This window comes from Pigmentiphaga sp. NML080357 (assembly GCF_002188465.1).
Lineage (GTDB): Bacteria > Pseudomonadota > Gammaproteobacteria > Burkholderiales > Burkholderiaceae_B > Pigmentiphaga.
This window is the reverse complement of sequence record NZ_NINW01000049.1, coordinates 654,465-666,732: the sequence shown is the minus strand read 5'-3', so window position 1 is coordinate 666,732 and position 12,268 is coordinate 654,465. Positions and strand designations below refer to the sequence as shown.

13 protein-coding genes are annotated in these 12,268 nt (G+C 68.3%); 1 reads left to right on the top strand and 12 read right to left on the bottom strand.

The window, feature by feature from the left end; genetic code table 11:
* Positions 1 to 584: 584 nt before the first annotated feature.
* The 12 genes from CDO44_RS25740 to CDO44_RS25685 form a co-directional block, all read right to left on the bottom strand.
* Complete coding sequence (locus CDO44_RS25740; RefSeq protein WP_087783063.1) at positions 585 to 1,364, bottom strand: hydroxypyruvate isomerase family protein; 780 nt, start codon at positions 1,362 to 1,364, stop codon at positions 585 to 587.
* A 45-nt stretch (positions 1,365 to 1,409) separates the two neighbouring features.
* Positions 1,410 to 2,177 carry an ABC transporter permease gene (locus tag CDO44_RS25735; protein ID WP_087783062.1) on the bottom strand — a complete coding sequence of 256 codons (768 nt, stop codon included), beginning with the start codon at positions 2,175 to 2,177 and terminating at the stop codon, positions 1,410 to 1,412.
* Positions 2,174 to 2,956, bottom strand: a complete 783-nt coding sequence (locus tag CDO44_RS25730) for an ABC transporter permease (protein ID WP_233146351.1) — start codon at positions 2,954 to 2,956, stop codon at positions 2,174 to 2,176. The genes CDO44_RS25735 and CDO44_RS25730 overlap by 4 nt, the downstream gene beginning before the upstream one ends.
* Entirely contained in the window at positions 2,953 to 3,729 is a 777-nt protein-coding gene (locus tag CDO44_RS25725) for an ABC transporter ATP-binding protein (protein ID WP_087783061.1), read from the bottom strand. The genes CDO44_RS25730 and CDO44_RS25725 overlap by 4 nt, the downstream gene beginning before the upstream one ends.
* A 49-nt stretch (positions 3,730 to 3,778) precedes the next feature.
* Complete coding sequence (locus CDO44_RS25720; RefSeq protein WP_087783060.1) at positions 3,779 to 4,753, bottom strand: ABC transporter substrate-binding protein; 975 nt, start codon at positions 4,751 to 4,753, stop codon at positions 3,779 to 3,781.
* 32 nt (positions 4,754 to 4,785) lie between these two features.
* Positions 4,786 to 5,670 (bottom strand): NAD(P)-dependent oxidoreductase, encoded by an 885-nt coding sequence (locus tag CDO44_RS25715; protein WP_087783059.1) that lies wholly within the window; start codon positions 5,668 to 5,670, stop codon positions 4,786 to 4,788.
* Between the two features lie 93 nt (positions 5,671 to 5,763).
* On the bottom strand, positions 5,764 to 7,476 hold the full coding sequence (ilvD, locus tag CDO44_RS25710) for a dihydroxy-acid dehydratase (RefSeq protein ID WP_087783058.1): 1,713 nt from the start codon (positions 7,474 to 7,476) through the stop codon (positions 5,764 to 5,766).
* Between the two features lie 67 nt (positions 7,477 to 7,543).
* Positions 7,544 to 8,230, bottom strand: a complete 687-nt coding sequence (locus CDO44_RS25705; RefSeq protein WP_198951443.1) for a GntR family transcriptional regulator — start codon at positions 8,228 to 8,230, stop codon at positions 7,544 to 7,546.
* A gap of 10 nt (positions 8,231 to 8,240) precedes the next feature.
* Positions 8,241 to 8,747 carry an aromatic-ring-hydroxylating dioxygenase subunit beta gene (locus tag CDO44_RS25700; RefSeq protein WP_087783056.1) on the bottom strand — a complete coding sequence of 169 codons (507 nt, stop codon included), beginning with the start codon at positions 8,745 to 8,747 and terminating at the stop codon, positions 8,241 to 8,243.
* Positions 8,744 to 10,060, bottom strand: coding sequence for an SRPBCC family protein (locus tag CDO44_RS25695; protein ID WP_087783055.1), 1,317 nt, complete (start codon positions 10,058 to 10,060; stop codon positions 8,744 to 8,746). The genes CDO44_RS25700 and CDO44_RS25695 overlap by 4 nt, the downstream gene beginning before the upstream one ends.
* A gap of 150 nt (positions 10,061 to 10,210) precedes the next feature.
* Entirely contained in the window at positions 10,211 to 11,314 is a 1,104-nt protein-coding gene (locus CDO44_RS25690; protein ID WP_087783054.1) for a sialidase, read from the bottom strand.
* Positions 11,315 to 11,342: 28 nt separating this feature from the next.
* On the bottom strand, positions 11,343 to 11,612 hold the full coding sequence (locus CDO44_RS25685) for a MoaD/ThiS family protein (RefSeq protein WP_087783053.1): 270 nt from the start codon (positions 11,610 to 11,612) through the stop codon (positions 11,343 to 11,345).
* Positions 11,613 to 11,719: 107 nt separating this feature from the next.
* Between CDO44_RS25685 and thpR the strand changes: the two genes are divergently transcribed.
* The gene (gene thpR / locus CDO44_RS25680; protein ID WP_087783052.1) at positions 11,720 to 12,265 is read left to right on the top strand and encodes an RNA 2',3'-cyclic phosphodiesterase; all 546 of its coding nucleotides are present in this window, start codon (positions 11,720 to 11,722) and stop codon (positions 12,263 to 12,265) included.
* Positions 12,266 to 12,268: the final 3 nt, after the last annotated feature.

Below are 12,268 nucleotides of genomic sequence, written 5' to 3'. Positions count from 1 at the left end.
GACGACGGTAGGTCAGCGTGACAGGCGGAGGAGGGCGTGATGTGAGGTGGGGGCTAACTAGCACGACTGGACATGGACCAGAGGTGATCTTAAGAACAGTGAAAAACATGCGTGACGGTGTGACGACGCAGGGGGGGGCAAATAGAGCGTCATCTTATGCGACTACCCTTACGCCCGGCCCGCGCATCGGACAAGACCTTCACCGTTTGGCACGCAGGTCAATGAACTCCAAGACAGTCGTCTTATTGAATTGGATATAGAACCTCGCGTTTCTCCGCCAGCGATCGTCACTGATCACCGCCGGAGTCCTTGGTCGGTGGGGCGGGGCGAGCCCCTATCGGGGCGCATTCGGAGCCGCCGGCGAGGGCGGGCTGGGCGGGGAAGCAAGGGCGCAGCTGTTTGAGCGCGGCAGTAGGGACAGTCCTGTGGACTGTCCCCGCGCGAGTTCTGCGCCCGCCCCGCCCAGCCCGCCCTCGCCGGGAAGTCCCGCGCAGCGGGACCGGCTCCGCTGCGCCCCGATAGGGGCTCGCCCCGCCCCACCGACCAAGGACGGGTTAAGAACTGCCCGCACCCACCCGAGATCGCTAACGTCTGCGCCCTTCCAGCCAGGCCAGCGTCTCCTCGGTACGACGCGACGGCACGTACTCGGCGCCGACGAACCCGTCGTAAGGCAATCGCTCGATCTCCGCGAACACATTCGCGAAATGGATCTCGCCGGTTCCAGGCTCATGGCGCCCCGGGTTATCGGCAAACTGAATGTGCCCGATGCGCGCCCAATGCGTGCGCAAGCTGCGGATCAGATCACCCTCCATGATCTGCATGTGATAAAGGTCATACTGGATGCGCAGATTCGCATGCCCGGCGCGATCGATCACGTCGAGCGCGGACTGCGTGCCGTCGATCAGATAGCCGGGCCGGTCCACCGTATTGACCGCCTCGGTGACCACGCCCACGCCGGCGTCGGCCATGACCTCGGCGGCGTAGGCCAGGTTGGCCGCCAGCGTGTCCAGGCAGCGCTCGCGCCCGTGCCCGGCCGCCGGACATCCCGCGAGCACATTGACGTGGCGGGGCCGCAGCACCCGCGCCACCGCCGCCGCCTCGTCCACCGCATCGCGAAAAGCCGCCTCCCGGCCCGGCACGCCCGCCAGTCCCTGGCCGCCCCCCATCAAGTCTCCGGCCGGGACATTGAACAGGACCAGTTCGACGCCCGCCTCGCGCAGCGCATCGTGCCAGCGTTCGGCAGGATGGCCATAGGGAAACTGGATCTCGACGGCGTCGAATCCGGCGCGCCGGGCGGCCGCCGGCCGCTCGAGTTCAGGCACTTCGAGAAACAGCATGGACAGGTTGGCCGAGAATCGGATCATGGGCGAAGCGGCGTCCGGACGAGAACGTGGAAAGGGAACAGGCGGTCAGGACTCCTCCGGAAAACCGCGCAGGAAGAATTTGCGCGCGCGGCCCAGGAGGAAATTCAGCACCAGCCCCAGCAACGATATCGCAATCAGCGCGACGAACATGTCGACGGTGATGAAGCTGCGCGAGGCGATGACGAGCTGGTGGCCGAGTCCGTCGGTGGAGGTGATCATTTCCGCCAGGAACACCACCACGCAGGAAATGACCAGACCGATGCGGCAACCGGTCAGGATGGAGGGCATGGCGGCGGGCAGCACGATGGAGGTCACGATGCGCGAGCGCGGCGTCCCCGCGGCCAGGGCCGACCAGACCAGCTTGGGCTCGACGGTGCTGGCGCCATGCAGCGTCGCCAGCAGGATGGGAAACGTGGCGTCGGCCACGACCAGGGCCACCTTGGAAGCATGATCGAAGCCCAGCAGCAGGATGAACGCCGGATACAGCGCGACCTTGGGCAAGGGGCCCAGCACGCGGACCAGCGGCACGATGACCGCGGCGCCGAACCGCGACCGCGCGGCGGCGAGCCCGAGCCCGATGCCGAGCACCAGCGCGATGAAAAAACCCACGAACAGCCGGAACAGGGTCACGCCGGCGTCGGCAAGGAACGCGGGCGAGGCCATCTGCTCGAGGAAGCGCAGCGCGACGGCGTACAGGCTGGGAAGCTGGCTTTCCGAGACCCGTCCCGACATGGCCAGACCCTGCCAGGCCGCCAGGATGAGGACGATGGGAATGGCGCCGATGATCGCGGGAATGCGGCGGGACTTGTTCATAGGGCGGCCACCGTGGCGTCGGCGTCTTTATCGGCCCATTTCGTCAGGCGCGCGCGTACCGCCTCGAAGCACACGTCGAGCAGGATGCCCAGCGCGCCGATGACGATGATCATGGCGTAGACGGTCTCGTACTGCGCCATGTCCATGGCGTTGAAGAGGATGTTGCCGGCGCCCGTCTGGCGCGAGATCATTTCGCTGGTGATCATGGTGATCAGGCCCATGACGATGCCGGTGCGGCAGCCGGTCAGTATCTCGGGCAAGGCCGCCGGCAGCACGATCCTGAACATGCGCTGCGCGCCGTTCATGCCCATGGCGGCGGCCGACCACAGCATTTTTTCTTCCACCGCGCGGGCGCCCTGGTAGCTGTGGTACAGCAGGGGCAGGCTCACGCCGAGGAACACCACCAGGATCTTGGACGCATCGCCCACGCCCAGCCACAGCATAATCAGCGGCATCAGCGCGGCCTTGGGGATGGGATAGACCACCATCAGCAGCGGATTCATCAGCGCTTCGGCCACCGGCGAGCGGCCCATCAGCAGTCCGATGGGCGCCGCCACGACAAGCGCCAGCGCGAACCCGATCACCATGCGCCGCAGCGAATCCAGGATGTCGAATGCCGCCTGCGGATCGGCGAAGATGCGCGGCAACTCGCACAGCGCGGCGAAGGCCGTGGGCAGTCCGGGATTGCCGTACAGCCGCGCGGCGATTTCCCAGACCGCCAGCAGCGCGGCGCACACCAGCAGCGCCGACATGCCGGGGGCGCGCAGCAGCGGCCTCACGACGCGGCCTCCGGCTCGGGCTGCGTGTCTATCATGGCTTCGATGTCGATGACGTACTGCTGGTACTTGGGATTGAGCAGCAATTCGGAGCGGATGCGAGGCCTCGGCAGGTCGATCTCGATGATTTCCTTGATCCGCCCTGGCGACTTGGTCAGCACGACGACGCGGTCGGACAGGTAGACGGCCTCTTCCACGCTGTGCGTGACGAACAGCACGCTTTTCCTGTCGCGCTCCCAGATCCTGAGCAGGTCGTTCTGCAGCCGGTTGCGGGTATGCGCGTCGAGCGCGCCGAACGGCTCGTCCATCAGCAGCACCGCCGGATCGTAGGCCAGCGTGCGCGCGATGGCCACGCGCTGCTTCATGCCGCCCGAAAGCTGCTTGGCGTAGAAATCCTCGTAGCCGGACAGGCCCACCATGGACAGCAGTTCGCGGGCGCGCGCCTCCGCCGCGGGGCGGGCCACGCCCTGCTGGCGCAGGCCGTAGCTGACGTTGCCCAGCACCGTCTTCCACGGATAGAGCGCGAACTCCTGGAACACCGGTCCGCGGTCCGGCCCCGGCCCGGCTACCGGCCGGCCGTCGATCTCGACCGTGCCCGAGCTCTGCCTGACGAAGCCGCCGACGATATACAACAGCGTGGATTTGCCGCAGCCCGAGGGCCCGAGGATGGAGATGAACTCGCCGTCGCCGAGATCGAGCGAGACATCGGACAGCGCGACGTGCCGCTCGCCCTTGCCAACGGCGAAGACCTGGGAGACCTGCTTGATGGAAATCATGGAACCCTTCCGGAGCGAGCCCCGCCCGGCGGGGCTCCTGCATCGACCGCTACTTGATGGGAGCGTGGATGTCGCCGTTCTTGAACGCGGCCACGTCCACTTTCTTCGACATCAGTCCCGCCGCCGTGAAGCTGTCGAGCAGGCTCTGGATGGCGGGGAAATTGGGCGCCATGCCGGGATCGCGCGCGAAATCGTTGGCCTTGAGCAAGTAGGTGTCGAGCACGGGAACCGGCGCCTTGGTCACTTCCGAGACGATCTTCAGCGTCTCGGCGCGGTTGGCCAATACCTTGCCCATCGCCGTCGTCAGGTCACGCACGTAGGCTTTCACCACTTCGGGATGCTGATCGACGAAATCCTTGCGGCAGGCTTCCAGGATATGCACGAAGTTGGGCTGCTGGTCGGCCACCGAGAACAGCTTGCGCAATCCGCCCTTGGCCTCGGCGCGCGCGGCGAACGGCTGGTTCAGCACACCCACGTCCACCCGGCCCGAGCGGATGGCGTCCTCCGACGGCGCGAATCCGGTCTCGATCAGCTTGACGTCGGTCTTGGGATCGATGCCGTTCTTCTCCAGCATCTGCACCAGCGGTGCATAAACGCCCGCGCCGATTACCGACACGCCGATGCGCTTGCCTTTGAGGTCCTTGACACTCTTGATCGGCGAATCTTCCTTGACCGCCCAGTACACCGAGAAACTGTTTGGCGTCTCGAAGACGTGCTGAGCAACGACGGAGGTCTGCACCTTCGCCTCGATCAGCCCCTGGCCGATGGACAGGGGCGTTTGCGTGCCGCAATCCACCGCCTTGGCGGCGAACCCTTGCATGACCGGCGAAGTGCCCTGGAACTGCACCCATTCGATCTTGTACTTGGAGCCGATCTGCGGGAACTCGGCCGGCCGCTTCATCATCCAGTACTTGGCTTCCTCGGCGGGAATCAACCAGCCCACGCGGATCACCTGCTGGGCGGCGGCGGGAATGGACCATGCGGCAATGACGCCAGCCAAGGCCAGCGCGGCGGTTTTCTTCATGACGAACTCCCAGGCGGGTTGACGATAGGGTTTCAGGCAGACGCCTTTTCGCTCAGCTTGTAGATTTCCAGCGCTTCTGACTCGGGCCCGCGGGTAGCGGTGACCAGGCGGAACATCTGCGAGGCCACGGCGGTCATCGGCACCGGCGTGCCGGTCTGGCGCGCCAGTTCGACGACGCTGTCCAGGTCCTTGAGCATGGTGTAGGTGTGGCCGATGGGCGGATGGTGGATGCCCTGCGCCATGCGCGGCAGGAACAACTGCAGCGGCTTGGAATCGGCGAAGCCCCCGGCCAGGGCCTGGGGCAACAGCAGCGGATCGATGCCGGAATTGGCCGCGAGGCGCGTGGCTTCGGCCAGGATGGCCATGGTGCCGCCGACGATGATCTGGTTGCACAGCTTGGTGGTCTGGCCGGCGCCCAGCGGGCCCATGAGCGTGAAACGCTGCGCCATCTGCAGCACGTACGGCCGGACGCGTTCGAAATCGTCCTGGCTGCCCCCGGCCATGATGGCCAGCGAGCCTTCCTCCGCCCCCTTGGTGCCGCCGGAAACCGGGGCGTCCATCCAGCGCATGCCGTTGGCAGCGGCCAGCCGGGCGGCGATGTCGCGCGTGGCCTCGGGCGTGATCGAAGAGAAGTCCACCACGATCCGGCCCTCGCCGGGCGCCGACGCGAGGCCGCCCTCGCCGAACACCACTTCTTCCACCGCCGCGGCATCGGTCAGGCACATGAAAACGATGTCCGCGCCGCGCGCGACCTCGGCCGGGCTCGCCGCCACGCTGGCGCCTGCCGCGCGCGCCGGCGCGGTCTTGGCCGGCGATCGGTTCCAGACGCAGAGCGCATGGCCCGCGGCCCGCAGCCGCAACGACATGGGCAGTCCCATCAGCCCCATGCCCAGATATCCCAGTCTTGCCGTGCTCATCTCGCTTCCTCTTTACGTTGATGCCGCAGTCCGCCCATCGTCAAACCCGGGCGATGGACCGCGCGTACACATGCTTCGCCTTGCGGCACCCCTTCATTCCGCAAACCTGGCGGGCTCCGGCCATTGCGCTCCGCCGGCGTGCGTGACCGCGCCGGTGTCGGCCTGTCCGACCGTCTTGGCGTACTTGGAGAGCAGTCCCGCCTTGTGATTGGGCGGTGGCGGCTGCCAGGCGGCGCGCCGGCGAGCGAGCTCGGCCTCGTCCACGAGCAGCTCCAGCGTGCGGGCGTCGCCGTCGATGCGGATGCGGTCGCCGTCGCGCACCAGTGCGAGCGGTCCGCCGGCGGCCGCCTCGGGCGCGATGTGGCCCACGCAGATGCCGCGGGTGGCGCCGGAGAAACGGCCGTCAGTCAGCAGCGCGACCTTCTCGCCCATCTGCTGGCCGTAGATCATCGCCGTCACCCCGAGCATCTCGCGCATGCCGGGACCGCCCACCGGACCCTCGTAGCGGATGATGAGCACGTCGCCCTCGGCGTAGCGGCGCTGGCTGACGGCCTGGGCACAGGCGTCCTCGCCGTCGAATACCCGCGCCGGGCCTTCATGCACACGCTTGGCCAGGCCCGCGACCTTCAGCAGCGCGCCGCTGGGCGCGAGATTGCCCTTGAGCACGGCCAGGCCGCCGTCGACCAGGATGGGCCGGTCGGCGCTGCGCACGACCCTGTCGTCGGGATCGGGCGCCGCGCCGTGCTCTTCGGCCAGCGTACGGCCGGTCACGGTGATGCACGAGCCGTCGATATGGCCGCTGCGCACCAGCTCGCGTATGAGTACCGACACGCCGCCGATGTCGTAGACATCCTTGGCCACGTACTTGCCCCCTGGCCGCAGGTCGCCGATGAGCGGCGTGCGGGCGAAGACCTCGGCCACGTCGTCCACGGTAAAGGGGATGCCGGCTTCGTTGGCGATGGCGGGAATGTGCAGCGCGGCGTTGGTCGACCCGCCGGTGGCCGCCACCAGCGCGCAGGCGTTTTCCAGCGCCTTGCGCGTGACGATGTCGCGCGGCAGGGGGCCGCCCTTCTCGATGATGTCCATCACGATCTGCCCGGCGCGGCGCGCGATGTCGAGCCGCTCGGAATAGACGCCCGGTACCATGGCCGAGTTGGGCACGGTCAGCCCCAGCGCCTCGGCCACCATGGCCATGGTGTTGGCGGTGAACTGGCCGGCGCAAGCGCCGATGGTCGGCTTGCAGGCGCGCTCGAGCAGCATGACCTTTTCTTCGCTCATCTTGCCGGTCTGCGCGGCGCCCACGGCCTCGTAGGCGTCGAGCACCGTCACGTCGCGCCCTTCGAAGCGGCCGGGCAAGGCGCTGCCGCCGTAGACGAACACGCCGGGAACGTTGCAGCGGACCAGCCCCATCATCGCGCCGGGCAAGGTTTTGTCGCAGCCGCCGAAGGCGATCAGGCCGTCGTGCGCATGGCCGTGCACCACCGCCTCGATGGAGTCGGCGATGAGCTCGCGGCTGACGAGCGAGAACTTCATCCCCTCGTGGTTCATGCCGATGCCGTCGGACACCGAGATGGTGGCGAACTCGCGCGGCGTGCCGCCGGCGGCCACCACGCCGAGGCGGGCGGCATCGACCTGCGGGGCATGCGTCATGTTGCACGGACTCAGGTCGCCCCGCATGCTGACGATGCCGACCATGGGCTTGGCGATATCTGCGTCGTCCAGCCCGGTGGCGCGCATGAAGGCGCGATGTGGCGTCCGGTCCAACCCATCGCGGGTGATGTCGGATCGCAGGCGCTTGGTACTCATGGTCGTGGACTCCCGGTTCGGCGGCACGGCCGGCGGCGGCCGCGCAAGGGTGGGGCGGGCCGGCGCATTACCGGCTCATGGCGTCGGGCACGGCGCTGAGCCGGTCGAACACCCAGCTCACGTCCGTTTCGATGTACTTGCGAGCCTGTGCATAGTCCCCCGCCCGCAACGCGGCGACGGCGGATTCGTGCAGATGGTCCGCGGCGATGGTGTCGGTATGCAGGAACTCCCGCGTGGCGCGCAGGTATGCCCCCGATTGCAGCCACAGGCTGTCGATCATGGCGAGCATCACCGGCGACTGGGCCGCCTGGTAGATGGTGTAGTGGAAGATGCGGTTCTTCTCGAGGCTGTCGGCCAGCCCTTCGCGCGAGCGGCGCGCCACCGTGATCTCGGCCGCGAGGCGTTCGAGTTCGTCGAGCTGCGCCGGCGTCAGGCGCGGCCCCGCCCATTCGGTCACGGTGCCCTCGATCAGCACGCGGGCGCGCCGGATGTCCTCCAGGCGCCCCGGCGTGATCAGGGGCACGCGCACGGTGCCGCTGCGCATGGGCTCCAGCCCCTGCTGCGCCACCAGTTGGCGCAGCGCCTCGCGCACCGGCATGGTGCTCGTTTCCAGCGCATTGGCGAGATCCTGGATGCCCAGGAGCTGGCCGGCCGGATATTCGCCGTGCATCAGCTTGTTGCGCAGGGCCTGGTAGACCGCGTCGGACACCGAGGACCGCACGACGGGTTTGATTTCGCCCAGGGCAGGGAGCATGGCGGCCATCCTAGACGCAGTAGAAATCGATCATGGTGGGAATGACGTCGTTCATCAGCACGATCTTCTTGGCGGCGATGCGCCAGCCCTCGCCTTTCGGCCGCAGCAGGTGCTCGTAGCGGCCGAAGAAGGTGTGCTGGTCGCGGTGCTTGACGTTGTAGACATGGCAGGTCCAGGCCGACTCGACCCGCACCCGTCCTTCGCCGGCCGCCGTCGCCACGCATCCCGTCACGGCGTGACAGGTACGGGGCAAGGGAGTGGACGCGACCGACAGCCCGGACCGCACCCGCCAGACCCGGTCTTCCAGGCCCGCGCGCGCGGCGCAATACATCAACGACAACTCGCTGTCCGGCGATACCGACAGGCGATGTTCGTCGGTCCAGGCCGGCAGCCAGAAACTCGCGTCCTCGGCATACAGCGCCAGCCAGTCGTCCCAGCGCTGCGCGTCCAGGTGGGCGGCCTCCTGGAACACGACGGCCTGCGCGTCGGCCTGCACTTCCAGCGCCAGCCGGCTCATGCGAGTTTCCTCGACCAGTTGCGATAGAGCGCGTGGAACACGGTTTCGTCGCTCATTTCGAACGGCCCCGAGATCGACGTGTCGGGCGCGATGTCCAGTTCCGCCGCATGGGTGTCGGCCCCCTTCACCACCCGCCCCATGCCGCGCGCATAGCCTTGCTGCCATTCGATCTCGCCACTTTCGAAGCCGCGCTGGCAGTCCTCGAAGGTGACCGTGTCGTCGGGCGTTGCCAGGCCGCTGGGATTGAAGAAATCCTCGTACTGGCGCAGGCGCTGGCGCCGCTGCTCGGCATCCTCGCCGACCGGGGCCAGGCAATAAGAGGTGATCTCGGTCAGGTCCACCGCCAGCGGGCGGATCACGCGCATCTGCAGGGCCGCGTTGGAGGCCAGCTGCAGGTTGGGGAAGACGTTGCACTGGCGCGTGCGCAGCATCCATTCGGCGCGCGTATCGCCCACGCGCGCGCGCAGTTCGGGCAGGCGGGCATACAGGGGATGGTTCTCCACCGGCGAGGTGGTCCACACCAGCGCGTGTCCATTGGGAAAGCCGAAGGACCCCATCATTTCCTCGCGCTTCTTGCCGCCTGCCTGCCAGATCGCCGCCTCGACGTCGGTGCGCCCGGCCATGCCGGAGCGCCGGTCCAGCAGCCGCAGGTAGGACGGATGCGTGGACGTGAAGTGATAGGCGTCGGTGGAATTCTCCAGTTGCAGCTTCCAGTTGGCGCGATAGGTATAGGTGACCGCTCCCGGCACGATCTCCAGGCCGGCTTCGCTCTGGTCGACCGCCATGTCGATGAAGCGCCGGATGTCGCCCAGATGTTCGTCGAGCGGCGGCACCTCGGCCGTCAGGCTGGCGAACAGGAAACCGCGATATTCCGCGAAACGGGCGACCGGCTGGAGGTCGTGGCTGTCGTCGTCGAAGGCGGCGGGATAGTCGCCCTGCGCCTTGCCCTTGACGCCCAGGTTGCGCCCGTCGCTGCCGTAGGCCCAGCCGTGGTAGTGGCAGACATGGGTGCGGCGATTGCCGCGCCGGTGGTGGCAGACCAGGGCGCCCTTGTGGCGACAGGAATTGTGGAAGCAGCGCAGCGCGCCGTCGTGGCCGCGCATGACGACCAGCGGCTGCCGGCCGATGCCGGTCGTCAGGTAATCCTGGGGTTCGGGCACCTGGGAGGCGTGGGCGACGAACACCCAGCCGCCGTGGAAGAAGCGGTCCATTTCCCGGGCGAAGACATCCTCGCGGCGGAAGACGTCGCGATGAACGCGGAATATGCCGTCGCCGGGCCGGTCGTCGATGAGGTGGGCGATGTCTGCCGGCATGGTTCCCCCGAGGTGCGCGCCAGATTCCAATATTAGATATTCGATATTTGATCAAATCCTAGCAAGCGAATGACCCTCGCGGCCAGGAGGGTTTACCCGCGAGGCCGGGATCCGGGCGGCGCCGGTCCGTGCTCGTCGTTCCCATCCGCCTCAAGCAAAGCGCAGCGCCAGGATGGGCGGCAGATGGGTCGAGATGCAGGTCCACTCGTCGCCGCCGTCCTCGGTCAGCCACAGGCCGCCGGTGGTGGAGCCCATCGCCAGGCGATTGCCGCTCGCATCCACGTCCAGGCCGTGGCGATAGACCAGGTCGTAGGCCGGCCCCTCCGGCAAGCCGCGGCTCAGGGCCTGGAAGGTCGCCCCGCCGTCGCGCGTGCGGGTGACGACGAAGCGGCCTTCCACCGGCACGCGGCAGGCATCCTTGATCGCCGGCACGAACCACGCGGTATGCGGGTCCGCCGGATGCACCGCGACCGCGAAGCCGAAGCTCGACGGTTGCGCCTCCCGGGCTTCCCAGGCCATGCCGCCGTCGACCGACCGGAAAATGCCGTTATGGTGCTGGACCCACAAGGCATCGGGCGCATCGCGGCACGACACCATGCGATGCGGATCCTGGATGACCGGGTCTTCGGCGCGCTCGGGCGGCATGTAGTCGGCCCGCATGCCGGCGGTGGTACAGGCCCAGTTGGCGCCGCCATCGCGCGTCTGCCAGACGCCGCCGCACGACACGGCCAGCGTCACGTGGCCGCTATCGCGCGGATCGACGCAGACCGAATGGATGCCGGCCGCGTCGTAGCCGCCACCGAACCATTCGGCGCGCTCGGGCCGGTCCCAGAGCGACCGCACCAGCGTCCAGCTATCGCCGCAGTCGTCCGACCGAAACAGCCCCCCGGGAATGGTGCCCGCCCACAGCGCGCCGGGCTGGTCGGCGCCGCCGGCCTCCAGGGCCCAGATCTGCTGCAAGGTCCACGCAACCGATGCCTTGTCTTCCGGCGCGCCGCCGCCGGCGTCCGGCTGCGGCGGATAGACGGGCACGGCGCACTCCTGCCAGTCCTGGCCCGGACGGCGACGGTGCAGCTTGACGCCGAAGTGCCCGAGGTTGAGCGCGGCATAGCAGTTGCCGTCGCGCGCATCGGCCAGTACGAGATTGACCGGCTCCCCCAGGAAGGCCGTCTCGTCATTCCGCCATCGGCCGCCCGCGCCGCGCCGAAATCCGAACAAGCCCTTGCGGGTCGCAACCAGCAGATGATCGCTCATGATGTCCTCTCCTCGCCCGCCGGGCCGGTCAGCCGCCGGACAGCGCCTGCACCACGTAGACCTCGCTGCCGGCAGGCACCATATCGGTCAAGCCGGCGCGGTCGCGCACGGCCACGCCGTCGACGAATATGGCCAGATGGGCGCGCAAACGCCGCTGGTCGTCGAGGATGTAGCCGCGCAGCCTGGGCTCGACCGCGAACGCCGCATCGAGCGCCTCGCGCACGGTGCCTGCGGCGATATCCTGCGCAGCCACGGCGACGTGGCGCTGTATGGCGGGAGCGAAGACAATACGCGGCATGGGCGCTTCCAGGCAGCCTTGCACCGGACGGTGCCATCCGCCACGATACCGCGGGCCCGGCGCCGCCCGGCTTCGCGCTTACCCGCAGAAACATTCAAGGACACCGCATGCCCCTCGCCCCGCCTCCCGGCTATCCGCGCTGTTTCATCGCCCTGGGGCCGGATGCCGCCACGCGCGCGGAATTGGCGGACCGCGCCGCGCGCCTGCCCGGCACGCCTCTGCGGCCCGCCGATCTGCATCTCACCCTGGCCTTCCTCGGCGGATTGGACGCCAGCCAGGCCGACCGGCTGGCCGAAGCGCTGCGCCCGCTCGCTGCCGCCGTGCCGCCGCTCGACAGTCTCGCGTTCGAGCTCTGGCCGCAGCCCGCGCACCCGCGCGTAGCGGTTCAGGCCTACGCGCTTTCCGACAGGCTTCGCGCCCTGGTGGCCCAGATCCAGGCCATCTTGCGAACCATGGATCTGCCGGTCGAAGCCCGGCCCTTCCGGCCGCACGTCACGCTGGCGCGTTTCGCGCACGATCGCGCGGTGCCGCCGATCCCGGCCATGCCGCAGGCGCCGCCGGCGGCGTTCGACAGCCTGGGCCTGTATTGTTCGGCAGCGCGGGAAACCGGGTTGCGCTACCGGGCCCTGTATCGCTGGAGCCTGCCACGGTGACGA